Below are 25928 nucleotides of genomic sequence, written 5' to 3' on the forward strand. Positions count from 1 at the left end.
CCCATACTAATTACTTTTTTCTATTTCCGGTTTATAAGTTCCAAGATGTGCTGCGGATGCAATTTTGGCGCGGCGATAGAGTAATTTTTGAGCTTCGGCTACATTATCTTCATTCCCTTTCCAAGCTTCTAATGCTGGTTGTTGAATGGCTCTTGCAAAAGAAAAAGAGATTTTCCAAGGAAGATGATTCTTAAAATTTTTATTAATTGCATTGAGATGCGCAGCGGCTTTTTCAGGAGATTGACCACCAGATAAAAATGCAATGGCTGGAACCGAAGCTGGAACTGCAGAAAGAAAACATTTTACTGTTGCTTGGGCGACTTCATCTACTGTGTTTTGATGCTTGTTCTCTGTTCCAGCTACGATCATATTGGGCTTTAAAATAATACCTTCTAAGTTGACTTTAAAGAGATAAAGATGATGAAAAAGTGATTTTAAAACCTTTTCTGTAACCTCATAACATTTTTGAATAGAATGATTCCCATCCATCAAAACCTCTGGTTCTACAATAGGTACAATTCCTTCTTGCTGGCATATTGCAGCATAGCGTGCTAAATCTTGCACATTAGCATAGATACAAGCATCTGTTGGAATTCCGTCACCTATTGTTATTATGGCGCGCCATTTTGCAAAACGAATACCCATTCCTTTATAGGATATTAAACGTTGTTGTAAACCGTCTAACCCTTCGGTAATTTTTTCATTTTCAAATCCTGCTAAAAGTTTTGTTCCTTGATCTACTTTTACTCCAGCTATAATCCCTGATTTTAATAGTGCCGTTGCCATCGGTTCACCATCATCCGTTTGTTGCTGCAGGGTTTCTTCATACAAAATAGCACCACCAATACTGTCGCTTAGTCCTTCAGTTTTAATAATAAGCTGGCGGTATTTACGTCGCATTTCTGGTGTTTGTGGAATTCCGTTCGCCTCAAAACGTTTGTCGCAGGTTGGTGTGCTTTCGTCCATGGCAAGAATACCTTTGCCATTACTAAAAAGTTCTTCAATTGTATCTTTTAAGAGTTGTATTTCCATATGTTCTCTATTTTAAAAAAGTAATTCGGAAAATGAAATCAGTATTTTGTAAATAATTGATAAGTAAACTAATTGTTGTTTCGAAATAAAAATTCGCTTTGTTGATGAACGCGTGTTGATGACACATAAAAAAATAGTGTCGAGATACTTCCTGATTGAGAAAGTAGCAAAAGTGTATTTAAAGTAGGAACTTCAAATTATTTTTTAAAACAAAGCTTTCATTTTTTCCATTTTTGTTTTTAGATTTTAATATAAATCGTAAAAACAAAAACCCAAATATTAGGTTGTAGTAAGGTACTCATATTCAATGAGGTAAAATTATAAAAATATCATAAAATTATATTTTTATGAGAAAGAACAAATCTAGAAACTAAAAAATTAGTATATTGAATGAACTATTTATTATAAAAAAAAGAGGATTTATAAAGTTATAATCACTTAAAATTTAAATTTATCTATAGTTTATTTGTGATTTTCTGATTTAAAGATACTACTTCAAGCTAATGAGATTTTTGACATTCTGTAGGTTTACACCATACTCAATTTCTATCTGAACTTTAGAACCACATTTGTCAATTATATTACAAACTGCTTCTATTCAATTATAAGTATATTTTCTGAGATTCAAAACCGCGATCTAATAACATGACAATCCCTTGTTCAATTTTCTCAATAATAAATTCGGGCTTATATCAGATTAATCGCTCTTATTATTAAGAAAATAAGATTGAAATTTGAACCAAAAACAAGCTTTTTTTATGTAGATTTCATTCTTTAATTTAAGAAGCAAATATAATAATGCTAAAAAATTGAGTTTATTAAAGTATTTATAAAGAGGTTGCATTAGTGCTAAAATTGTATTTGTTTTGGCACAAATTAGTAGCCTGCGATCTGCCTAAAGTTGTTTATGTTCCCTTTTTGAAAAAATTGAATTATTAAAATAATACCTATTTTATGACTTTATCTCCTTTCCAGTAAAAACAAAGAGTTTAAAAAGGCAAAAAAAATCTATAGCAAAATTAGGATTCACAATTGATTAAGAGATTTAAAGACAGAATGAAAATCTTATAAATTTTATTTATCGCTGAACCGAATTTATTTGATTGAACTTTTTTAATTTCCAATTATATACGAACCACAAACAAGATCAAAAGCAGCGGTTTTGTTATTAATAGCTTTTGAAGTTTTAATATTGAAAGTGAATTCATATTTTAATCAATGCTTCTATAAAACACAATATATCAATATGGTTGAATTCAATAAAATAAAAAAATTACAAAATTTAGTGCTATAAAATTCTAACAATCACAAATTAATCTCTAACAAGAAAAAAAATGAAAAACAGAGCGATTTTAATTTTAATACTATTTATTACCATAATGACAAACGCACAAGAAAAATTAATTCAAGAACCAATACTTACTGGAGAAATGGCATTTAAAATAGTGCAAAAATCTATAACACAAGCAGAAAAAGACGGCCTGTATGTTACGATAACCGTCGTTGATAAATCAGGACAAACTTTAGCCGTTTCAAGACATCAGAATGCTGGAGTGCATACCATACGTGCTAGTTATAAGAAAGCATATACCGCTTGCTCTCAAAAAAGAGAAACGGCTGTAATTTCGAAAGGAATAAAAGACGGAACTATTCCAGAAGATATCCGTTTTCTAGATGAGAATATATTAATTATGGATGGCGGAATTCCTATTTATATTAATGGTAAAGTGGTAGGTGGTATAGGTGTTGGCGGAGCTCATGGTAGCGAAGATGTACGTATTGCAAAAGCAGGTATGTTATAGCCTTAGAAAAAAAATTTAGAGTTTTAAACTTAGTCACTACTTAAGGAAATATTTGCATAATTTGTTACTTTAGTTTTTTCCTACAATATTAAAATAATTTAAATTAAATATTTTGTTTAATATTTTGTTAAAAAGATGAAACAAAATAATTAAAACACTATATTTGAACATCTTAATTTATTATAATTTAAATATAACAACTATGAAATTAGTAAAAACAATTAGTGCATTATTATTAGTAGGAGTAGTAACTACTTCATGTGGCGAGAAAAAAACAGCAGATTCGACTGAAATGGCAGATACAACTGCAGTAGCAATGGATACAACTGTGGTAGCAGAAGTACCTACTATTGTGGGAGTGGCATCAGAAAACCCAGATTTTTCTACACTTGTAACAGCTGTCAAAGCAGCAGGTTTAGCCGAAACATTAAGCGGACAAGGTCCTTTTACTGTATTTGCACCCAATAATGCTGCATTTGCAAAACTTCCTGCTGGGACTGTAGATGGTTTATTAAAACCCGAAAATTTAGAAAAATTAAAATCAATCTTGACGTACCATGTAGTTGCAGGAAAATTTGATGCAGCAACTGTAACTGATGCGATTAACAAAAACAAAGGGAAATACACTGTGACCACAGTTCAAGGTGACAAAATTGTTTTAAGTTTAAAAGATGGAAAAGTAATGTTGGAAGACACAAATGGAGGAATGGCAACAGTTATTTTAGCGGATGTAGCTGCTTCAAACGGAGTAATACACGCAATTGATACGGTGATTATGCCAAAATAAATTTATTTATTTTTATACAAAAAAACCGTTATACATTAATGTATAACGGTTTTTTTATTGCAATTTTAATTCGCTTTTGCTATAAAATTAAATCAAGAATTTAATGATTAAAATCTTTGTAATATCTCTTCGCAGAAATTTTTAGGATACTGCTTCCTCTTCTTCTACAAACTCCATGTGATCTTCAATTTCTGCTACCACTTCTGGTTTTGAAGCTTTCAGCGCATTGAATTTTTCTAATTGCTCTAACTCCCCTTCTTCACCTGAAAAATAGGGAAAAACATCCATAATTGGTGATTCGGAGATTGCTGGAATGCTATAATCGCCCATTGTCCCTTTCATAATACCTGTGGTATTATCAAAAGCTTCTTTTACGTCATTTGCTTGTACTAATAAATACATATTTGTCTTGCGTTCTTTTCCGCTTTCTTCATCATATGCTAATAACGACACTTTAGATTTAAACCATCGGTCTGCATTTTCAAAAGGGTGTATTTCTGCATAATTAGCCATTTTGATATTCGTGATTTTAAACTCTTCACTAATATAAGCAGACATTTCTTCTGTAATTCTACTTTCAGCTTCAGTATAAGATAAAGCATCTACAAGATAGGGTTCCGTTGTGATTTTTTGGTTTCCCGTTTCGTCTGTTTTTCTATATTTTACTTTGCATTCATACCAAATTGTGCTCATCTCTATTTATTTTTAAGGATGTCAAAGATAGATTTTAATGCTGCAAAAAAGTAATTATCTAAAAATAGATATTCACAATTTTAAAAAAATAATTCTAAAATAACTATTTCTAAATCTAAATAGAAAGTAAAAAAAATAGCCTTTTCGTGACAAAAGGCTATTTTTTTATTTTAATTAATTATGAATGGAGTTAGTCAATAAGCGTAACTAAATCTTCTTTGCTTTTTCTAACTTTTTCTAAATTAACCAACCAGTCATTTTCAACATCTCTGTAACCAATAGGGAGAATCACACAACTTCTTAGTCCTTTTGCTCTTAGTCCCAAAATCTCATCTAAGGCATTCTCATCAAAACCTTCTATAGGTGTACTATCTACTTCCTCAAAAGCTGCTGCTACAATAGCTTGCGAAAAAGCAATATAAGCTTGTCTTGCTGCATGCTGAAAATTTAATTCTGGATCTCTTTGAGGATATAGTCCTAGAAGCATTTGTCGGTAATTTTCAAAACCTTCATTTTTGAAACCACGAATTTCATTTGTTAGATCAAAAACCTTATTAATGCGGTCTTCAGTATAATTATCCCAAGCAGCAAAAACTAATAAATGAGAACAATCAGTAATTACTGGCTGATTCCATCCGATAACTCTTATTTTTTCTTTAATTTCTTGATTGGTAATCACCATAATTTCAAAAGGTTGTAAACCACTTGAAGTTGGTGCTAATGAAGCTGCTTCAATGATATTGTCAATTTTTTCTTGAGAGACTTTTTGACCATTCATTGCTTTAGTAGCATAACGCCATTTTAATTTATCTATTAATTCCATTTTTATTTATTTATTCTTGTTTATTTATAATGCGGTAAAATTTTAAAGTTTGATGCTATCCCAAGCTGCTTGAAAAGCATCTTTTAATACAGTATCACCTAGTTGACAAAGCTTTCTATTTTCCATATTCATCAAAAAAGCTAACGGATAAATGGTAAAAGCATACAATAAATAAGGAGAACTATCTTTTATAATTCTATCTTCTTTTGCCTTGGTCCACAAATCAAAAAGTGGGGTAATAAATTTCAATCCTTTTTGTCTGGTTTCTTCATCAATCATTGGTGTATTATCACATTGAGATAAAAATGAAGCTTCTTCTTTCTGATTTAATTTAAAATCTGCCATATTAAACCATATTTTTTCAAAACGTTCTTTTACACTTTTTTCAGGATCATATTCTTTGAATGCAGCTTCGGCAAAAGAAGCTTTTACGTCTAAATATAACTGATTAACCATATCTTGTTTGCTCTCAAAATATAGGTAAATAGTTGCTGGAGAAACATTGGCAAGTTTGGCTACTTTAGACATAGAGGCACCTTGAATACCACCATTATTAACTAAATTTAGTGTAGCTTTCAAAAGTGCCATTCGTTTTTCAATACTTTTTTGGAGTAATGCCATATTAATTTTTATTAAAATAGATATTTTTCAATTTCCATGCTATGCCAATAAACACAAGCTGAATAGGCAAACGAATTAAAGCTGCTTGATGACTTCCAATTGCTGGTGTATCTGAGAAAACATCCCAAATATGAATGGGTAAAAAAACAAGCATCAATACCAATAATGAAAAAGCTCCAACTCCTCTGTATTTTTTAATTAAAAGAAGTAATCCTATACCAATTTCTACAACACCATAAACATAAATTATTACTGTTTTAAAACCAAGAAAACTTGGAACAAAAGGAATATAAAATTCAGGTTTTATAAAATGATTTATACCTCCATAAATGATAAAAATAGCCATGATAATTAGAACTACACTCCATAATTTTTTTGCAACATTTTCCATTAATCTATTTATTTAAGAATACAAAAGTAATATAAAAAAAGAATGAACGTTCATAAATTTATATTTTAATTTATTTTCAATAAAATTATTATTTCAATAAAATCAATAAATGAATAATTCTAAAACAATTTTAGACATCAAATTTTATGTTTTTTTATTCGTTAAAAAACTCATAAACAACAAAATAAAACCTACACTTTCTATCGAATTAATAAAAAATGAATTACGTAAAGCATTAATTTACAAATTAGTACAGGAAAATATGAATTAATTGGTAAGAGATTAGTATTGTTAAAAATATGTTAAAATTAAATTAAACGAACGTTTAATTTAAACAGTTGTTTAATTTTGCTCTCCTAAAAAAATCAGTACTTGGAAACTAATTTTAACGATAAACAAATCAAGATACTCGAAGTAGCAGAAGTGCTGTTTTCGGAAAAAGGTTTTGATGGTACTTCGATACGAGATATATCTAAGGAGGCGAAAATAAATATCGCTATGATTTCTTACTATTTTGGATCTAAAGAAAGGCTACTAGAAGATTTGATTATTTATAGAACATCCGACTTAAAATTGCAATTAGATCACTTGATACTAGAAAATCTAGAGCCCATTGAAAAAGTAAATAAGCTAATTGAACTTTACATTAATCGTGTGAATTGCAATAGAGGAATTTACAGGATTTTACATTTCGAATTTACTTCAAAAAAGAGAAATTTAAATCACGAGGCTTTCTCTGAACTCAAAAAGGGAAATCTCAAGTCCTTAGAAGCCATAATAATAGAAGGACAAACCAAAGGTGTTTTTAAAAAGGATATTGTCATTCCGCTGATCACTCCCACTATTTTAGGTACATTTTTTCATTTTCAAATGAATAAGCCCTTTTTTGAAAACTTATTAAACTTGAATACGGAAGCTTTATATAACAATTACATCAAAACAATTCTCACAAAACACATTCAACAAACAATAAAAGCACTACTGGTATATGAAAGTTAGTCAAATAATGTTCTTAGGAATCTTCTTCATCGGAATTAATTCTATTGAAGCACAAGAGAGAACGAGTTTTTCCCTTGAGGAAGCCATTCATATGGCTTGGACCAAAAGTAATGAGGTCTCTTTGGCAAACACGAAAGTGAATACCAAAAAATATGAATTACAGTCTGTAAAAAACAATCAGTATCCTGATTTTAAGGTTTCTGGACAGTACCAACGATTAGCAAAAGCTTCTGTCGATTTGAAAATCAATAAAAACAGTGGTTCTACTAATTCTGTTCCAGTTGTAAACCAATTGATGATTGCTCAGGCAAATGCCAACTTACCAATTTTTGCAGGATTCAAAATTCAAAACAGTATAAAGGTTTACGATAATCTCTATCAAGCAGAAACAGCCAATTCTTTGCAAACCAAAGAAGACGTTGCCATGAGCGTTGTAAATTATTATGCCAGCTTGTACAAAGCACAAAAAACGGTTGAACTTCTAAAGGAAAACCAAAAGAAAGCACAACAACGTGTAACTGATTTTTTAGAATTAGAGAAAAACGGGATCATTCCTAGAAATGATTTATTAAAATCACAATTACAGGTTTCTAAAGTGCAACTTTCCTTAGATGAAGCCAACAATAATTTGAACATTGTCAATTTTTCTTTAACAACATTATTAAAATTACCTGCTGATACTAAATTAGAAGTAAAAGAAAGTGATTTTGTTGATTTTAGGATGGATAATATTCCAACAAATGAAGAACCTGCTTTACAAAATCGTAAGGACTTAGAAGCAATACATTTTCAGGAAAAAGCAAGTGAAGCAAATATAAAAGTTGCCAGAAGTGCTTACTATCCTTCTCTATCCCTTATTGCTGGATATACGATATTAGATGTTAAGAATGTAGTTACAGTTCAAAACGCAATGAATTTTGGTGTTGGTGTTTCTTATGATTTGAGTTCGATTCTAAAAAATGGAACAATGGTAAAACTAGCGGAAAGCAAAGCATCAGAAGTACAAAATTCAGAAGACATGCTTACTGATTATATTAAAATACAAGTTCAAAAATCAATAGAAGATTATCAATTAGCCCTTAAACAAAGCAATGTTTATGGGGAAGCAGTAGAGCAATCTACTGAGAACTATAGAATTATAAAAGATAAATACGACAACGGATTATCAGACACTAATGATTTGCTAGAGGCAGATGTAGAGCAATTAAACGCTACCATTAATAAAGCCTTAGCCAAAGCTAATGTCGTTCAAAAATATTATGAGTTACTTTCAGTAACAGGACAATTATCAAAAACTTTCAACCTTTCAAAAATATAATAATTACTCACATGGAAAAGAAAAAAACAAATACAAAATTTATTATTATCCTAGTGGTATTGGTCGTATTAGGAGGAGGATATGGAAGTTACAAATACATTCACTCACTAGCACATGAGCAAACAGATGACGCTCAAATTGAGAAAAACATGAACCCGATTATTCCAAGAGTATCAGGCTATGTAAACAAAGTATATATTAAGGATAACGATTTTGTAAAAAAAGGTGATACCTTATTTACAATCGATAAAAAAGATTACCAATTAAAAATTGCTGAAGCTACAGCGGCTCTAGCTGCTGCCGAAGGAAACTTTGAAGTTTCAAGAGCAGACATTAGTAGTGCTCTTGCAAGTGTTTCTGCATCAGATGCCAATGTGCAATCTGCAAGCGGAAATATCGAAAGTGCTAAAATTAGATTGGCACAAATAACAAGTGATTATAATCGTTACAGTAATTTATATAAAAGCCATACGATTACTAAACAACAATACGAACAAGCGTCTACAGCGAAACAAGAAGCAGAAAACCAAGTTCATATTTTGCAACAGCAACAAAAAGCAAGTGCGTATCAAAAATCAGTTATTATAGCAAAATCTAAAGCTTCAGATAAATTAACTGAAGTAGCTGCTGCCAATATCAAAAGAGCACAAGCTTTACTAGATGCTGCAAAATTAAATATTTCCTATACTGTTATTACAGCAGCAATTGATGGGCAAGTATCAAAAATTGATATTCAACCAGGACAATTAGTACAACCAGGACAATCGTTATTTTATATTATCAACAACCAAGAAGCTTGGGTAATTGCTAATTTCAAAGAAACACAATTGAACAAAATGGTAATGGGACAAAAAGTAACCTTAAAAGTAGATGCGTATCCAGATTACAAATTTCAAGGAACAATTACTTCTTTTTCACCTGCTACAGGATCTCGATTCTCTATTTTACCTCCAGATAATGCCACTGGTAACTTTGTAAAAACAATTCAAAGATTACCCGTAAAAATAAGTTTAGATGCTTCAAACGATGCTGAAAAAATAAAATTATTACGACCAGGGATGAATGTTGATGTTGACGTACATGTAAAATAAAATGACAGGAACTGAAGATGATTTAGTAGAATATGGCTTTAGAAGAGTAATCATTACGATAACAGCAGTGCTTTGTGCGCTGTTGGAGATTGTAGATACTACTATTGTCAACGTAGCTTTGACCAACATGAGGGGAAGCCTTGGCGCCACATTAACTGATGTTGCTTGGGTAATTACCGCATACGCCATTGCAAACGTTATTGTTATTCCGATGACGAGCTGGCTTTCACAACAATTTGGAAGACGTAATTATTTTGTGGTTTCCATTATTATTTTTACCACTGCATCTTTTTTATGTGGAAACGCCACTAATATTTGGGAACTTATAGCTTTTCGATTTATACAAGGACTTGGTGGTGGAGCTTTATTAGTTACGGCACAAACCATTATAACCGAAAGTTATCCGATGGCTAAACGTGGAATGGCGCAAGCTATTTACGGAATGGGTGTAATTGTAGGACCTACACTTGGCCCGCCATTAGGAGGTTATTTAGTAGATAATTTTTCTTGGCCTTATATTTTTTATATCAATATACCGCTTGGAATTATAGCTGCTATTTTAGCTTTTACTTTTGTAAGAAGTCCAAAATATGGTGAAAAGCTAAAAGCAAGTCAAGTCGATTGGTGGGGAATTGTACTTTTATCGGCTTTCATTGGTTCTTTACAATTTGTCTTAGAACACGGTCAGCAAGACGATTGGTTTAATAATACTACCATCACTGCGCTTAGTGTGGTATCGGTTTTTGGTTTGGTATTGTTTATCTGGAGAGAATTGACTTATAAATATCCAATTGTTAATCTAAGTGTTTTAAAGGACGGAAACTTAAGAATTGGAACAATCATGTGTTTTATTCTTGGATTCGGACTTTATGGATCAACTTTAATTATCCCGATTTATACACAATCTGTTCTAGGGTGGACTGCTACTGATGCAGGATTGTTACTTATTCCAGGTTCAATAACTACAGCTTTTATGATGCCAATTGTTGGTCGATTGATTCAAAAAGGGGTTCCGCAAGGATATATGGTTGGAGTTGGATTCTTAATTTTCTTTTTCTTTACCTTAATGATGTATAATAATATGACACCAGACACCGGTACTGAACATTTATATTGGCCTTTAATTTTAAGAGGAATTGGATTGGGTTTACTTTTTGTACCGATAACCACTTTATCCCTTTCTACCTTAAAAGGAAAACATATTGGAGAAGGTGCTGCTTTTACAGGTATGATGAGACAACTTGGAGGTTCTTTTGGTATTGCTATCATTACCACTTTTATTACAAGATTCAGTCAGAAGCATCGTGTAGATTTAATCTCTAATCTTGACGGAACTAAACTTGAAGTACAAGAAAAGATTGCCTTATTACAAAAAGGGTTTATGTCTAAGGGTTTTAGTACTAACGAGGCTCTGAAAAAAGCCTATCAAGTAATCGATTATTCGGTATTAAAGCAAAGTACCGTTTTGGCTTACATGGATATTTTTCTCTACTTAGGTATTATGTTCCTTTGTTGTATTCCAATTATCTTTTTTATTAAAAAAGGAAAAAACAAAATCAATCCTGCAGATGCAATGCACTAATTTGATTTTAATAAAAAACGCCGAAATCATTATGATTTCGGCGTTTTTATTTTTATTTTAAATTATTAACGAGTAAAAACAAGCTGATTTTCTTTTGACAAATTAGCATCATATTGATAGCCATCATAATTAAATCCTTTCAAATCCTCAATGGTTTCTGCATTGGTATCAATAATATAACGCACCATCATTCCCCTAGCCTTTTTGGCAAAAAAACTAATTATTTTTAATTTACCATTTTTATAATCTTTGAACTCTGGAGTGATTACTGGAACTTTTAAAGCTTTGACATCAATAGCTGAAAAATATTCATTGCTCGCTAAATTAACAAATAATTCCCCTTCCTGAAGTTCTTTATTTAATGCTTTTGTGATGATTGGTTTCCAAAAATGATATAAATTTTGACTCTGATCAATAGCTAATTTTGTTCCCATTTCTAAACGATACGCTTGCATTAAGTCTAGTGGTTTTAGCAAACCGTATAAACCAGAAAGAATCCTTAAACGATCTTGTAAAGTATCTAATTTATCTAAAGGAATCGAAAAAGCATCTAATCCCGTATAAACATCTCCATCAAAAGTATAAATCGCTGGACGTGCATTTGCTGTAGTAAAAGGTGTTTTCCAGTCTTGATTTCTTTTCCAATTTAAGTCTGCTAATTTATCAGAAATGCTCATTAAACTTGATAATTCAGCAGGTTTTTTATCTTTTAAAATTTTATGAACCTCTCTCGATTCCTTTAAAAAAGACGGTTCTGTATGTTGTGCAGTTGGTAATTCCTTTTCGAAATTTAAAGATTTAGCTGGCGATATAACAATTTTCATATACTCTACTTTTAGTTCTTTTTATTGATTCTATAAAAGTAGTGATAGAAATTAATAAATAGAAACTAATCAAATTGATTTTTATAATAACACCATAGATTTATTAAGTGCAAACTGGCTTTATTTGCTTATTTTTGAGTTTAAATAAATTTTAATTTTCTGCATAAATGAATCCAATTGAAATCCGATTAGCAACAATAATTGATTTAGAAACCCTGCGAAAATTAAGTATTCAAACATTTACAGAAACCTTTGAATCGGTTAACACCGCTGAAAATCTTGCAAACTATATTGAAAAAAGTTTTAACACAAAGCAATTATCAACAGAGATACTTAATGTTAATTCTGCGTTTTATATTGCTTACTCTAACGAGGAACCTATCGGTTATATAAAAATAAATAGTAATGAAGCCCAAACGGAACCTATTGATATTAATGCTTTAGAAATACATAGAATTTATGTAATAAACCCTTTTTATGGTAAAAGCATTGGACAATTATTACTCCAAAAAGCGATCGATATAGCACGAAATAATAACAGCTCAATGATTTGGTTAGGTGTGTGGGAAGAAAACAAAAGAGCACTTCAATTTTATAACAAACATGGTTTTGTAATCTTTGATAAACATATTTTTAGATTAGGAAATGATGAACAGACTGATTTATTAATGAAGATTAAAATTCAATAAAAAAAGCTTTAAAGAGTTCTGGATAATTTAAAATTTTCTTATTTCGGATCGAGATGAACTAGATTTAATGTATTTTTGTGGAAAGATTATCAAAAAACATGAAACAAGATGTAATTATCATTGGAGCAGGATTAGCAGGACTTTCTGCAGCTGTACATTTACACCGTCAAGGACTAAAAGTATTAATTATAGAAGCTACAGAGCGTGCAGGAGGAAGAATAAAAACTGACTCCCATGAAGGTTTTCTTTTAGATCGAGGTTTTCAGGTTCTTTTGACTGCCTATCCAGAGTCAAAATCATTGCTCAATTATAAGGATTTAAATCTAAAAAAAATGTTACCTGGTGCGACTGTACTCTATGATAATGGTCAATTTGAGATTGCAGATCCTTTCCGAAGACCGTCAGCGGCCTTCGCTACTCTTTTTGCTCCTGTTGGTTCATTAAAAGATAAAATAAAGACACTTTGGCTAAAAAATAAATTACAAAAATTAACTATAGAAGAAATTTTTCAACAGCCAGAACAAACGACTCGAAAGCAATTATCAGACTATGGGTTTAGAAACAAAATGATTGATCGTTTTTATGGTCCTTTCCTATCTGGAATTTTCTTAGAAAACAAGTTACAAACCTCGAGTAGAATGTTTGATTTCGTGATGAAAATGTTTTCTGATGGCGATGTAGCAGTTCCCGCTTTAGGAATGGAAGAAATTCCAAAACAATTAGTTGCAATGCTTCCTGAAAATAGTATTCGTTACAACACACAAGTAATTGAAATAAATGAAAATAGTGTCATCACTTCCGATGGAACTGTTTTTGAAGCCAATCAAATTCTTTTGGCTACCAACGCTAATTCATTAAGTCAAAAATTTTTTCCTAAACAAAAAATGACTTCACATCAAGTAACTACTATCTATTTTGAAGCGGATAAAGCACCTACTAATAAAGCCGTAGTCATACTTAATGCCTCAACCAATAAAAAATGGGTAAATAATTTGACTATAATGTCAAATGTTGCTGAAACCTATGCTCCAAAAGGGAAAGTGCTTATTTCTGTTTCTTATAACGGAATTCCACCTCTTGATGATTCTACTCTTGCCGAAAACATGAAACAAGAACTGAAAAGATGGTACGGTGAAAAAGTAGATGCATGGAAAATGCTAAAAGCATATCGAATTGAATATGCATTGCCAAGTCAGGAAAGTGTACGAAATGACATCAAGAGTTCTGAAATTAAAATCTCAGATACGCTATATATTTGTGGAGATAATTTGCTAAACGGTTCTATTAATGCCGCCTTAAAAACTGGAAGATTAGCAGCGGAAGCCATGACACGATAATTTTTTATTTTAAAATTGATATCCAAAAAGTAAAACTTCACCTTTTCTAATGATATAAAAAAGAGGATAAAGAAGGTGAAGTAATATTTTTTAATTAATCCGTTGCCACCTTATAAGTAGGGTCCTCGATAATGTTTACTTCAATCATTTGATCTGCATTTTTTAATAAGATTTTGCAATCTGCACTCAAATGTTGCAAATGCACTTTTTTATTTAGCTTCGCATATTTTTCGGTAATTTTATTAACGGCATCAATCGCGCTCATATCTGTAATTTTACTTTCTTTAAAATCAATTATTACTTCATTTGGGTCATTAGAAACGTCAAATTTTTCTAGAAAAGCAGTTGTAGAAGCAAAAAACAAAGGACCATATATTTCATAATGCTTCACGCCTTTTTCATCGATATATTTCTTAGCACGAATTCTTTTAGCACTTTCCCAAGCAAATACCAATGCAGAAATTATCACTCCAATCAAAACCGCTAGAGCTAAATTGTGAAGTAAAATAGTTATTACGGCAACTGTTATTCCAACAAAAATATCATGTTTGGGCATTTTATTGATGATTCTAAAACTTGCCCATTCAAAAGTGCCAATCGCTACCATAATCATAACGCCAACTAAGGCTGCCATTGGTAATCGCTCAATTACAGGAGCACCAAATAAAATAATTAGCAAAATTGTTAATGCTGCTATAATTCCAGACAAGCGGGCCCGAGATCCTGCCGAAAGATTCACCAACGTTTGGGCAATCATTGGACATCCGCCCATGCCAAAGAAAAATCCATTTAGAATATTAGAACTTCCTTGTGCTATACATTCTCTATTACCATTCCCTTTTGTCTCCGTAATTTCATCTACTAAAGTTAAAGTTAAAAGTCCTTCTGTCAGTCCTACACAAGCCATGATTAAAGCATAGGGAAATATAATTTGTAGCATTTCTAAATCTAAAGGTATATTGGGAATGTGGAACGGCGGAAAACCACCACTTATAGAAGCAATATCTTTGACAGTTTTGGTTTCGATTCCAAAGAAAAATACTAAAGCAAATAAAACTATAATTGCCACTAATGACGGTGGAATTGCTTTAGTTATTTTAGGAAAAAACAAAATGATTGCAATAGTAAGAGCTACTAATGCGGACATGATTAGCAAAGGAGTTCCGGAAAGCCATTCTACTTGACCGTGAACTACTTTCTTGAATTGTTCTAACTGTGACATAAAAATGACAACGGCCAACCCGTTTACAAATCCAAACATTACAGGTTGTGGTACCAAGCGTATAAATTTTCCTAATTTAAAAATACCAACTAAAATTTGCAAAACTCCTGCTAATACCACAGCTGCAAATACATATTCTAATCCGTTTGATTTCATTAAAGCAATTAATACAATTACGGTAGCTCCTGCTCCTCCAGAAATCATTCCAGGTCTTCCTCCAAATACAGCTGTTACTAAACCTGCAATAAAAGCGGCATATAAACCCATTAAAGGTGGGAAACCAGCTAATATTGCAAATGAAAGTGATTCTGGAATCATTGTCATGGCAACTGTTAAGCCTGCTAAAATCTCGATTCTAAAATTGACTTTTTGTGAAAAATCAAATAAATTAAATACTTTTTTCATAAATAGTAAGCGATTCTGGCTATACTGGAACAAACAGAAATGATTTCAAAACAAATAAAATTTCTGAAAAAGAAGCTGTAGAATTTAACTATTGTAAATTAAAGCAGGTTCTGAGTGGAGCGTTTATTTTTGGAAGAGCAAAAATAAAACTTTTAAAACCGTTCTCCAAACACCTAATATAGATATTAAATTTTCCTGTTAAGATTAAATTATACTACTTACCCTAATAGTTTAGCCTATAAATTTTTAAAATCAATCAAAAATATTCATCTTTGACAAATTTTATTTTTTAGACAACTACATCTCTTTACTGAGGAAGTTTTTTGAAAATAGTAACCTAAAGCACTATGAAATCTCTATATACATTGTTATTCATTTTAATAATAAACACTATCTGTGCGCAAGCCACTAGTGATTATTTTGAAAAAATAAGAGATAATGAAGCGGCATTGACCGCTTTTTTTTCACAAATGCCAAAAGGAGGTGATTTACATCATCATTTTTCAGGTTCCATTTATGCTGAGCCCTTATTGGAACATGCAATACAAGATGATTTTTATTTGAATACAGAAACCATGGATGTATCAAAAGAAAAACCAGCAACTGGAAACTGGCAGCAATTCTCCTCTTTAATAAAAAATGGAACGATTGATAGTTACAAGCAAAAAATTATGCAGAAGTGGTCTGTAAAAGACTATAATTTTGTGGATTATCCTTCAGATAAACTATTTTTTGAATCTTTCATGAAGTTTGAACCAGCAATTCAAGGAAATTTTGGTCAAGGATTATTAGAATTAAAAAAAAGAGCACTCTCTGAAAATATAAGTTATATTGAAACTCAATTATCTACAATACCTACACAAATCAACACCAATGATTTAACAAAATTCAATCTGAGATTGCGAAAATTAGCAGTTGTAAAAGACGAAAACACAATTCTAAAATCACTGGACTCTCTCTACAACTCTTTATTGAAAAAAGGAGCAGAAGCGGATGCGAAAAATTTTAATAATAACTTTGTTGCTCCATTACACAAAGATTTAAAAATGGATGACTCGCAATTTACCATGCGTTATCAGAATTTTGTATTGCGTTTTATGGAACCTGTTGATTTGTTTAAAAATTTAGTAATTGCCTTTATTTCTGCAGATACAAGCCCACTTATGGCTGGTGTAAATATAGTTTCCCCTGAAGACGGTGAAACTTCAATGAAGGATTATTGGTTGCATATGGTGATGTTTAAGTACTGTCATTCTAAATATCCAAACGTAAAATATACGATGCATGCTGGTGAACTTACCCTAGGTTTGGTTCAGCCCGAAGAACTTACTTGGCATATTGGAGCGGCAGTTTATACCGCAGGAGCCAATCGAATTGGACACGGTGTTGCGATGGCTTATGAGAAAGACTCCTACAATTTACTGCGTTATATGGCAAAGAAATCAATTCCCATAGAAATTAACTTAGTGAGTAATGAGTTTATTTTAAAAGTTAAAGAAAGTAGACATCCTTTTACATTGTATAAAGAATTTGGGGTTCCTATTGTAATAAGCACTGATGATGCAGGTATTTTACGTACGAATATGACAGAGCAATATGTGTTATTAGCCAAAAGATATAAAGATGTTTCCTATGCCGATATAAAACAGTTTGTTTACAACAGTATTACCTACAGTTTTATAAAAGAGGAAAAAGTAAAAAAAGAATTAAAAGCTGATTTAGACCGTCGTTTTAAAACATTCGAAGCTTATTTCCCATTACAATAATAGGGCTACTTCAATATCTTTTCAAATCAAAAAGAGCTTACTTATAGTTAATACTATTTGTAAGCTCTTTTTGGAAACATTTATATAATTGCAAAATAATTATTTTTGCAATAAAAGTCGTTTTACTCTCACCGATAATTCATTTGGAATAAACGGTTTAGTCACAAAGTCATCCGCTCCTAGCTCAAAAGCTTCTAAAACCGTTTTTTCTAATCCTACTGCTGAGAGCATAATTATCGGAATGTTCAAATTTAGTTCCACTTTAACTTTCTTAACAATATCTAAACCACTAATGTGAGGCATCATAATATCCGAAATAATTAAATCTGGATTTTCAGAAACAATTTTGTCTAAAGCAATTTGACCATTTCCACATAAAATAACACGATAGCCTTCTTTAAGCATTTTAAATTCCATCGCTTTAAGCGTCATTTCATCATCATCAGCAATTAATATTGTTTTCATAGCGCAGTTATTTTTGGTGAATTATAGTAAGGAAATCGATAGTTTTTTTTTATTTTAATCAAATCTAATATTGTTTAAGGCTTTAAAATTCTTCGATTAACTCTAATTGTTTAATTGCCAATCTACAAATTTCATTCAAATTAACAACTTCTTCTTTTCTTAGGTCTCCTAAGGGGTTTGTTAGCATTTCGTTTTCGATAATAGCAACGCTCTCCGAAGCCTTTGTGATACCTAATAAACTTAGAGAAGATTTCAGTTTGTGAATTTCGTCATTTAGCACTTTTATGTCATCATTTTGGTTAGAATCTAAAATTGCATCTAATGTTTGTGGTGTATTATTTAAAAAAAGAGCCACCATATTTTTTATAAAAGCTAAATCTCCCTCCGCTAAATCTTTTAAATATTTAAAATCAAATAGATTTTCCGAAGTGATTTCTGGGTTCTTATAAACTTTTAAAACAGAAGATTGAACCTTAGATGACTTCAAATTTTGATTTAATTTAGATAATAAAACCTCAAAATCATAGGGTTTCGATAGATAATCATTCATACCATTATCAATGCATTTTCGCTCCTCACCTACTGTTGCATGCGCTGTCAGGGCAATTATAGGGGTGTTGGCTTTGACTCCCATGTGCGTTCTAATATAATTTGTAAGTTCAATACCATCCATCTCTGGCATTTGAATATCCATTAAAATAATATCATAATTATTATTAGTAATCTTTTCGATGGCAATTTTTCCGTTAGCAGCTACATCAATTTCTTTATCCCATTTTTTAAATACTTTAATGGCAAGCAATTGGTTCAGTTCATTGTCCTCAACTAAAAGAATTTTGATGTTTTTTAGAAACTCTGGTGATACTTTTTTATGATTTAAATCATTAGTATTACCAATTGTGTCTTGTGCCTTTTTATAGTGTAACGAAAAGGAGAATTCACTTCCTTTTGAAACGTCACTTTCAACTGTAATTTTACCACCTTGCAACTCAACCAGTTTCCGAGTTATGGTAAGTCCAAGTCCTGTTCCTCCGTATTTACGAGTTGTTTCATTAGATGCTTGATTAAAACTCTCAAAAATAGAATCGATTTTATCTTCCGGAATTCCTATTCCAGTATCAATTACAGAAAATTTTAACAAACAGTCTGTTGCAGTTTGCTGAAGTTCAGTAACAATTAATTCTACAAAACCTTTTTCTGTAAATTTTAAAGAGTTACCCACTAAATTCAATAAAATTTGTAAAAGTTTTGTTGGATCTCCAATTAAATTATCATTTATATTTGAATCAATATCGTATAATAACTTTATTTTTTTTTCTTTGGCATTAGAGATTAGTAACTCAATCACAGAAATAACTGTTTTTGATAAAGAAAAATTCACTTCTTCAAAAGTCATTTTATTGGCTTCAATTTTAGAAAAATCAAGAATATCATTAATAATAACCATCAAATTTTGACCTGCTTTTTTAATGGCTTCTACACTTTGCTTTTGGTCATTATCTAATTTAGTGTTTTCTAAAACTTTAGAAAAACCAATGATACCGTTCATAGGAGTTCTAATTTCGTGACTCATATTAGTCAAAAACTGCTCTTTTATGACAACAGCTTCTTCGGCAAGTTCTTTCGCTTTTATCAGCTCCGCTTCAGTTCGTTTTTGTTCGCTAATATCCTGAATAGTTCCTAAAATCTTATAAGGCTTGTCTTTTTCATCATTTAAACATTTGATAAATTGATTGATATATTTTATATTTCCTTTTTTAGTAGTGATGCTATGATGAAATTGTACTTCTTTATTCTTTCTCTTAACTATATTAAGATTTTTTTCAAAAAGGGCTAAATCTTTCGGATTCGTAAAACAGGAATTAATAAATTCTATCGTAGGAGAATTATCTTTTTCAACTTCAAAAATGGTAAAGAATTCTTCAGAAAAAAACAATTCATTGTTGCTTAAGTTCACTTCCCAAGTTCCAATTTTAGCTAATTTTTGTGCTTCTAAAAGTCGGTTTGAATTTACTTTAAGTTCTAGTTCGGTAATTTTTCTAAGCTTTAAACTCTCATGTAATTTAATTGCATTTCTAATGCTTTGTGATACTCCATCTGGAGTCAATAAAGTTTTCGGAATATAATCTGATGCTCCGCTTAAAATGGCTTGACTGGCCACTTTTTCGTCTCCTTGAGAAGTTACGAAAATTACAGGTGTTTCAATTTCCAGATCTCTAATTTTTTTCAAAAAGGAAATTCCGTCTGTATCTGGCATCATATAATCTAAAAAAATAAGATCATATTGTAAAGACAGGATAAGTACCAATCCTTCTTTTGCAGAAAAAACGGTATCAACGTCAGCTATAATTCCAGATTGCGCTATGGAACGGCTGATGGTTATGGAATCGATTTTATCATCGTCCATTATTAATATTTTTAAAACAACTGCCATAGTGGTGAATTATTTAACTTAGAATTCAATCATATTCCAATAGTCATTTAGTACTGAAAAGCAGTAATATAATTCCTGACTTTGAAACGAAGTGGGAATATAACCTGCAATATTCAATTTCAAAACTGCTGCTTTATTTGTTTCTTGAGCAGCATCTGTGATTACAAAAACTAAAATTGATTTTAAATCGGGATGGTTCCGAATGGTATTTAATAAAAGTATGCCTTCCTCTTTTGTTCTATTTACATCAATGAGAAGAATTTTAGGAATTGGATTTAATTTAGAAAAACCTTCTAGCATAGACCATGCATCAATGGTATTGGTGGCAGAATATAAAGTAGGTCTTGTTTCATTTTCTGAAAAAAAACCTTTTATATTTTCTATAATAGTTACTCTATCTTCGACCAATAAGATACTGAAATTCCCCATAAAAAATGAATTAGAACTTTTACATTTCACATAACTGCCAAAAGTTTTTAAGAGTTGCTACTGAAGTCAGAAATTTCTCAAAAGATAATGGTTTAAGAATGTATCCTGCAACATTCAAATTGTATGCGTTAATTTTGTCGGTATCTTCGTTTGAAGTAGTCATAACAAAAACGGATATGTTTTTAAGTTTTTCTTTTTCTCTCATAATTTTAAGAAATTCAATTCCATTCATTTTTGGCATATTGATGTCTAAAATTATGATTTTTGGAAGCGGAATTATTTGATTTTCTAGCATTTCTAAAGCTTCAATACCGTTTCCAGCAACAAAAAGAGGGTTCATTATATTGTTCTTAGAGAATGCTCTTTTTACATTCATCACATCTACTTCATCGTCTTCGACTAGCAAGATATTCACCAATTTTTGGTTCATAAATTTAATTTTTTAAGATTATATTCTTGGGCCAATTTAACGTAAAAATTGAACCATTACTGATTCCCGCAGTGTATTTCAATTTACCTCCAACTAATTTTAAAATTTTACAACTAATTGCTAATCCCGCTCCTGTTGTATTGAAAACATCTTTAGAATTTACAGTGTAAAAAATAGAAAATATTTTAGGAACTACTTCTTCGGGAATTCCTGGTCCGTTGTCGGTAATTTCTATAGTAAATTCGTCATCACTTTCTAAAATAGTTACCCTGATTTTTATCTGCTCTTTGTCATTAAATCGTACTGCATTGTCTAATAAACCAAGTATGACTTTTTGGAACTTTGCACCTAAGGTAATGAAGTTTTCAGTAACAATTGTAGTGTCTAAAGTAAATTCTACATGGTTATTACGGTACAAATCAAAACAACTAGACATCACTTTAGGGATATTAACGCAATAAAATTCTAATTCTGCTCGTTCTACACGAGAGAGTTCTAACAACCCATTCATCATATTTTCTAATCGATTTACTCTATTTTTAAGTAATTCAAAATTAGTAGTTACATCTTGTGTGAGCCCATTGGATAAATCTTCTTCTATCCAAGTGGCAATATTAGCTATTGCTCTCATGGGCGATTTTATATCGTGAGAAACGATATATACAAAATCATCAAATTCTTTTTTTAAAGCAGCCAATTCCTCTTGGCAATCTTGTTGCGATTTCTCCATTTTTATTTATTTAGGAACTGTAAAAATAAAACTACATCCCTCATTCTCTTTAGATTCAATACGTATGGATCCGCCTTTTTCTTCAATAATTTTCTTTACGATAGATAATCCTACTCCAGTACTTTCTTTTACATCGCGGGCTACAATAGTTTGAAAAACTTTAAAAACTTTATTGTGGTAATCCTCTGCAATACCTGGCCCATTGTCTTTTACCGTAAATTGATGAAAATCTGGTAATGATTCATAGTAACATTCAATTATTCCTATGGGTTTATTATTGTATTTTACAGCATTACTAATTAAATTACTAAAAACTTGTTCCAACAGTATTCGCTCAGACAGTATGGTAGGGAAATTTTGGCCAATTATAACTTCAAAATCGAGCTTTGGAACCATAATATCAATAATCTGATCGAGCATCAAGGTCATATCTATTGTTTCTTTTTCAATTGCAACGCGGCCAATACGCGAATATTCTAACACACCGTTAATTAAATTTTCCATTCGCAAGACTCTTCCACGTAGTAAATCAAAATTAGAACTTACTTCTTCCGGCATTGATGGCATGTCTTCAACAATCCATTCGGCAAGATTATTAATAGCTCTTAAAGGTGCTTTCAGGTCATGAGAAACTACGTAAGCAAACTCATCAAGTTCTCTATTCTTTTTTTCTAGATCTGCTAATGCGTTGTTTAAACTTTCTTCGGCTATTTTTTGATCGGTAATATCAGTACTAATCGAAACGTATTGGTAGGGTTTATTGTTTTCACCTAAAAAAGGAACAATTGTCATTTTCTCCCAATAGGATAAACCATCTTTTGATGAGTTTTTAATTTCACCTTTCCAAACCTTCCCTTTTATTATAGTGTTTAAGATGTCCTTGTCTAAAGAACCGGTTATAGTACTTTGATCTTTTCCTATCAATTCTTCTTTTGTATATTGAGAAATTGAACAAAAATTATCATTTACATACGTAAGCATTCCTTTTTTATCTGATATAGAAACAATCGCAGATTCGTCTAAAGCTGCTCTAATATCGTTGATTTCTTTCGACTTTAATATGATTTTTTGTTCGGCAATTGTTATTTCTGTTATATCTTGAACGATCCCTTTTATCTCAATTACTTCATCGTTATCATTTGTAAAAGGTTGACCAATTTCTAGAATATGCTTAATACTTTGATCAGGAAGTACAATTCTATATTTTATTTTAAAGTTCTTTCCCGTTTTTAAAGCGATTTCTGAAGTCTTGTTTAATAATTCTAAATCATCTTTATGAATTCTGCTTCTATAACTTTCAAAAAGTTGTCCTGAAGGCTGTCTTTCTAACTCAAATATTCGATAATGACCATCTGACCAAATAAGGTCATTAGTAATTAAATCAAATTTCCAACTTCCAATTTTAGCAATGTTCTGAGATTCATCTAATAAATTATTACTATCAATTAATTTTTGCTCAACTGCTTTTTCTTTAGTCATGTTTCGAGCAATACAGTAAAGGTTTCCAGTAGCTGGATCGGGAGACGTATTCCAACTTAGAGTAACATATTGTCCGTTTTTGCAACGAAAACGATTTTCAAAACTGATTGTCAACTCCCCTTTTGACAGTTTTTCTACTTGGTTTAGTGTAGAAGGCAAATCTTCTACATGTACAAAATTGGTAAAAGGAACGCCTTCTAATTCCTCTTTAGAAAAGCCTAAAACAGTTGTAAAAGCAGGATTTACTTTGTAAAACAATCCGTTTACATTTGCAATACAGACCAAATCTTTAGATAAATCTATAAAATTCTGAAGCTCTTTTTGAGACTCAAGAAAATCAAAATGTTTGATTCGAGAGTCTAACAAAGTGACCACTTGATTGGATAATAATTGCAAAGCCTTTTTTTGCTGTTCCGTAAGCACTCTTGCTTTAGTATCAATGACACACAAGGATCCCATATTAAGACCATTTTTGGTTCGTAACGGTGATCCGGCGTAAAAACGAATATTAGGGTTTCCTGTAACTAAAGGATTTTTTGCAAACAAATCATTTTCTAAAGCATTTGGAACTTCAAAAATGTCATCACCCATAATTGTATATTGACAAAAAGAGATATTCCTGGAGGTTTCGCTAACGTCAATACCGACACTTGATTTAAACCATTGTCTTTCTTCATCTATTAAACTAACTAAAGCAATAGGTGTATCACAAATATATGAGGCTAATTGAGTAATTGAATCGTATTCTACTTCTGATAAAGTATCCAAAATTGAATACTTTTTGAGTTCTTTTAATCTTTCAACTTCATTGGCTGGTATAGGATTTATTTTCATTCAATAGTAATTTATATCTTAATATGGGAGAAAGGAATAAGAACAGCACTAGATTCCGTAAAGTAACGTAAAGTCAAATTGGTGAAGTCAATTTTATAGTTAAAATGCTTTCTACAAAAATAAAATTATTTTTGAATTGAGATGCTTTTAATACCATTATATTAAGTGTTTATAAAAATTATAAATTAGAAATACTGAATTTTTAATTTGTAAAAAGCTAAAAATAAAGACCGGAAATGATAGAAACTCGATACTCTTTTTTCTAGAATAAAAAGATATTTACCTGATTTCTAATCCTCATTGTGCAGATTAAATTTATGTTTTTAGTTTATTAAATTCAATTTTAAGTACTACACAATTCCAAGAGTAAAACCTAAAAGCTCTATCTCAAAACTTTAATACGGAAATTTGTTTGAACTACTTTACGCACTAAAAAGAAGTACAATAAAATAAATTCGCCTGTTTTTACATCAAAAAAATGATTAAATTTGGTTTTGTACTTCTACTACTCCTTTTTTTGTACGACAACAAAATCAACTAAACAAAAACAAAATGGCATTCATTGACTATTATAAGGTACTTGAAGTGGATAAAAAGGCAACTGAAAGCGAAATAAAAAAGGCTTATCGTAAACTTGCTCGAAAATACCATCCTGATTTAAACCCTAACGACAAAGAAGCCGAAAGGAAGTTTAAAGAATTAAATGAAGCAAATGAAGTATTAAGCCATCCCGAAAATCGTAAAAAATATGATTCGTATGGTGAAAACTGGCAAAACGGGGAACAGTTTGAAAAATCAAGACAACAACAGCAATACCAAGGCAATAGCCAACAAGGAGGATTTTCTGAGGGTGGTGATTTTTCTGATTTTTTCGAATCAATGTTTGGCGGAAGATCTGCTGGTGGCGGTCGCCGAAATACACCCTATAAAGGACAAGATTTTAGTACTGAACTTCGACTTGATCTAAAAGATGTTTACACCACAAACAAAAGAACTTTAACGATAAATGGAAAAAACATCCGAATTACAATTCCAGCAGGAGTCGAAAACGGACAGCAAATAAAAATAAGTGGCTTAGGTGGCGAAGGCTCCAACAATGGTCCAAAAGGTGACTTATTTATCACTTTTTCTATAGAAAACCATACTGATTTTAAAAGAGATAAAAATAATCTTTATGCCAATATTGCTTTAGACTTATACACTGCCGTATTAGGAGGAGAAATTACTGCAGCTACTTTTGAAGGAAAAGTAAAACTGACGGTAAAACCCGGAACTCAAAATGGGACTCAAGTAAAATTGAAAGGAAAAGGATTTCCTGTATATAAAAAAGAGGGAGAGTTTGGTGACTTGTATCTTACTTATCAAATAAAAATTCCTAAAAAACTCTCAGAAAAAGAAAAGGAATTATTTACAGAACTAGCTAAAATGCAAACCTTATGAATTTAGAAAAACTAATTCCGATAACAGAATTGTGCTCTCATTATAAAGTAGAAATATCCTTTTTTACAAATCTTAACGAAATGGGATTAGTCTCAATAAAAACAATCGAAACTACTTCATATATAGAATCGGATGCTATATATGAAATAGAAAAGATGATACGAATGCATCAAGAATTAGCTGTAAATACAGAAGGAATTGATGTTGTTTTTAATCTTTTACAAAAAATAGACAACCTGCAAAAGGAGCTAGTTTCCGTTAAAAACAGATTGCGTCTTTACGAAAGTTAATACTTGATTTGGCAA

At 31.1% G+C, this 25928-nt stretch carries 25 protein-coding genes; 12 read left to right on the plus strand and 13 right to left on the minus strand.

What is annotated here, in order from left to right; all coding sequences use genetic code 11:
- Positions 1-6: 6 nt before the first annotated feature.
- Complete coding sequence (locus MW871_RS04030; RefSeq protein WP_248427645.1) at positions 7-1032, minus strand: class I fructose-bisphosphate aldolase; 1026 nt, start codon at positions 1030-1032, stop codon at positions 7-9.
- Between the two features lie 1334 nt (positions 1033-2366).
- Here MW871_RS04030 and MW871_RS04035 point away from each other — a divergent pair.
- Positions 2367-2834, plus strand: a complete 468-nt coding sequence (locus MW871_RS04035; protein WP_248427646.1) for a GlcG/HbpS family heme-binding protein — start codon at positions 2367-2369, stop codon at positions 2832-2834.
- Between the two features lie 202 nt (positions 2835-3036).
- Positions 3037-3621, plus strand: coding sequence for a fasciclin domain-containing protein (locus MW871_RS04040; RefSeq protein ID WP_188051491.1), 585 nt, complete (start codon positions 3037-3039; stop codon positions 3619-3621).
- Positions 3622-3762: 141 nt separating this feature from the next.
- Here the strand turns inward: MW871_RS04040 and MW871_RS04045 are convergent, their stop codons facing one another.
- The 4 genes from MW871_RS04045 to MW871_RS04060 form a co-directional block, all read right to left on the minus strand.
- Positions 3763-4314 carry a DUF4494 domain-containing protein gene (locus tag MW871_RS04045; RefSeq protein ID WP_188051492.1) on the minus strand — a complete coding sequence of 184 codons (552 nt, stop codon included), beginning with the start codon at positions 4312-4314 and terminating at the stop codon, positions 3763-3765.
- A 190-nt stretch (positions 4315-4504) separates the two neighbouring features.
- A complete protein-coding gene (locus MW871_RS04050; RefSeq protein ID WP_248427647.1) occupies positions 4505-5137 on the minus strand; it encodes an NAD(P)H-dependent oxidoreductase in 633 nt (210 codons plus the stop codon).
- Positions 5138-5179: 42 nt separating this feature from the next.
- On the minus strand, positions 5180-5758 hold the full coding sequence (locus tag MW871_RS04055) for a TetR/AcrR family transcriptional regulator (protein ID WP_248427648.1): 579 nt from the start codon (positions 5756-5758) through the stop codon (positions 5180-5182).
- Position 5759: 1 nt separating this feature from the next.
- The gene (locus MW871_RS04060) at positions 5760-6149 is read right to left on the minus strand and encodes a DoxX family protein (RefSeq protein WP_248427649.1); all 390 of its coding nucleotides are present in this window, start codon (positions 6147-6149) and stop codon (positions 5760-5762) included.
- Between the two features lie 109 nt (positions 6150-6258).
- On the opposite strand from MW871_RS04060, the gene MW871_RS04065 reads away from it, so the two are divergent.
- The 5 genes from MW871_RS04065 to MW871_RS04085 all read left to right on the plus strand — a co-directional run bounded on the left by MW871_RS04065 (position 6259) and on the right by MW871_RS04085 (position 11139).
- The gene (locus tag MW871_RS04065; RefSeq protein ID WP_248427650.1) at positions 6259-6420 is read left to right on the plus strand and encodes a hypothetical protein; all 162 of its coding nucleotides are present in this window, start codon (positions 6259-6261) and stop codon (positions 6418-6420) included.
- 101 nt (positions 6421-6521) lie between these two features.
- Positions 6522-7148 carry a TetR/AcrR family transcriptional regulator gene (locus MW871_RS04070; RefSeq protein WP_188051496.1) on the plus strand — a complete coding sequence of 209 codons (627 nt, stop codon included), beginning with the start codon at positions 6522-6524 and terminating at the stop codon, positions 7146-7148.
- Positions 7138-8466 (plus strand): TolC family protein, encoded by a 1329-nt coding sequence (locus MW871_RS04075; protein WP_210646773.1) that lies wholly within the window; start codon positions 7138-7140, stop codon positions 8464-8466. Before MW871_RS04070 ends, MW871_RS04075 begins: the two co-directional genes overlap by 11 nt.
- 11 nt (positions 8467-8477) lie before the next feature.
- Entirely contained in the window at positions 8478-9557 is a 1080-nt protein-coding gene (locus MW871_RS04080; RefSeq protein WP_210646774.1) for an HlyD family secretion protein, read from the plus strand.
- Position 9558: 1 nt separating this feature from the next.
- Complete coding sequence (locus MW871_RS04085) at positions 9559-11139, plus strand: MDR family MFS transporter (protein WP_188051499.1); 1581 nt, start codon at positions 9559-9561, stop codon at positions 11137-11139.
- Positions 11140-11204: 65 nt separating this feature from the next.
- Here MW871_RS04085 and yaaA read toward each other — a convergent pair whose 3' ends face one another.
- A complete protein-coding gene (gene yaaA, locus MW871_RS04090; RefSeq protein WP_188051500.1) occupies positions 11205-11963 on the minus strand; it encodes a peroxide stress protein YaaA in 759 nt (252 codons plus the stop codon).
- 167 nt (positions 11964-12130) lie between these two features.
- On the opposite strand from yaaA, the gene MW871_RS04095 reads away from it, so the two are divergent.
- Both MW871_RS04095 and MW871_RS04100 read left to right on the plus strand, forming a co-directional pair.
- A complete protein-coding gene (locus tag MW871_RS04095; protein ID WP_248427651.1) occupies positions 12131-12652 on the plus strand; it encodes a GNAT family N-acetyltransferase in 522 nt (173 codons plus the stop codon).
- Between the two features lie 77 nt (positions 12653-12729).
- Positions 12730-13989 carry an NAD(P)/FAD-dependent oxidoreductase gene (locus MW871_RS04100; RefSeq protein ID WP_345799445.1) on the plus strand — a complete coding sequence of 420 codons (1260 nt, stop codon included), beginning with the start codon at positions 12730-12732 and terminating at the stop codon, positions 13987-13989.
- Between the two features lie 94 nt (positions 13990-14083).
- On the opposite strand, the gene MW871_RS04105 is transcribed toward MW871_RS04100, so the two are convergent.
- Positions 14084-15616 (minus strand): SulP family inorganic anion transporter, encoded by a 1533-nt coding sequence (locus tag MW871_RS04105; protein WP_248427653.1) that lies wholly within the window; start codon positions 15614-15616, stop codon positions 14084-14086.
- A 347-nt stretch (positions 15617-15963) separates the two neighbouring features.
- Here MW871_RS04105 and MW871_RS04110 point away from each other — a divergent pair, with 347 nt between their 5' ends.
- Positions 15964-17382: an amidohydrolase family protein gene (locus MW871_RS04110; protein WP_248427654.1), complete on the plus strand. Its 1419-nt coding sequence runs from the start codon at positions 15964-15966 to the stop codon at positions 17380-17382.
- A 99-nt stretch (positions 17383-17481) separates the two neighbouring features.
- On the opposite strand, the gene MW871_RS04115 is transcribed toward MW871_RS04110, so the two are convergent.
- The 6 genes from MW871_RS04115 to MW871_RS04140 all read right to left on the minus strand — a co-directional run bounded on the left by MW871_RS04115 (position 17482) and on the right by MW871_RS04140 (position 24183).
- On the minus strand, positions 17482-17847 hold the full coding sequence (locus MW871_RS04115; RefSeq protein ID WP_188051505.1) for a response regulator transcription factor: 366 nt from the start codon (positions 17845-17847) through the stop codon (positions 17482-17484).
- An 82-nt stretch (positions 17848-17929) separates the two neighbouring features.
- Positions 17930-20254 carry a hybrid sensor histidine kinase/response regulator gene (locus MW871_RS04120; RefSeq protein WP_248427655.1) on the minus strand — a complete coding sequence of 775 codons (2325 nt, stop codon included), beginning with the start codon at positions 20252-20254 and terminating at the stop codon, positions 17930-17932.
- A gap of 45 nt (positions 20255-20299) precedes the next feature.
- On the minus strand, positions 20300-20710 hold the full coding sequence (locus tag MW871_RS04125) for a response regulator (protein WP_188051507.1): 411 nt from the start codon (positions 20708-20710) through the stop codon (positions 20300-20302).
- Positions 20711-20729: 19 nt separating this feature from the next.
- Entirely contained in the window at positions 20730-21140 is a 411-nt protein-coding gene (locus tag MW871_RS04130) for a response regulator (protein WP_188051508.1), read from the minus strand.
- A 4-nt stretch (positions 21141-21144) separates the two neighbouring features.
- Positions 21145-21870, minus strand: a complete 726-nt coding sequence (locus MW871_RS04135) for a sensor histidine kinase (RefSeq protein ID WP_248427656.1) — start codon at positions 21868-21870, stop codon at positions 21145-21147.
- Between the two features lie 6 nt (positions 21871-21876).
- Complete coding sequence (locus tag MW871_RS04140) at positions 21877-24183, minus strand: PAS domain-containing protein (RefSeq protein ID WP_248427657.1); 2307 nt, start codon at positions 24181-24183, stop codon at positions 21877-21879.
- Positions 24184-24735: 552 nt separating this feature from the next.
- Here MW871_RS04140 and MW871_RS04145 point away from each other — a divergent pair.
- Both MW871_RS04145 and MW871_RS04150 read left to right on the plus strand, forming a co-directional pair.
- Positions 24736-25623 (plus strand): DnaJ C-terminal domain-containing protein, encoded by an 888-nt coding sequence (locus MW871_RS04145; protein ID WP_248427658.1) that lies wholly within the window; start codon positions 24736-24738, stop codon positions 25621-25623.
- The gene (locus MW871_RS04150; RefSeq protein WP_188051512.1) at positions 25620-25913 is read left to right on the plus strand and encodes a chaperone modulator CbpM; all 294 of its coding nucleotides are present in this window, start codon (positions 25620-25622) and stop codon (positions 25911-25913) included. The genes MW871_RS04145 and MW871_RS04150 overlap by 4 nt, the downstream gene beginning before the upstream one ends.
- Positions 25914-25928: the final 15 nt, after the last annotated feature.

Origin of the sequence: Flavobacterium pygoscelis (genome assembly GCF_023162025.1) — a bacterium.
Classification (GTDB): domain Bacteria; phylum Bacteroidota; class Bacteroidia; order Flavobacteriales; family Flavobacteriaceae; genus Flavobacterium; species Flavobacterium pygoscelis.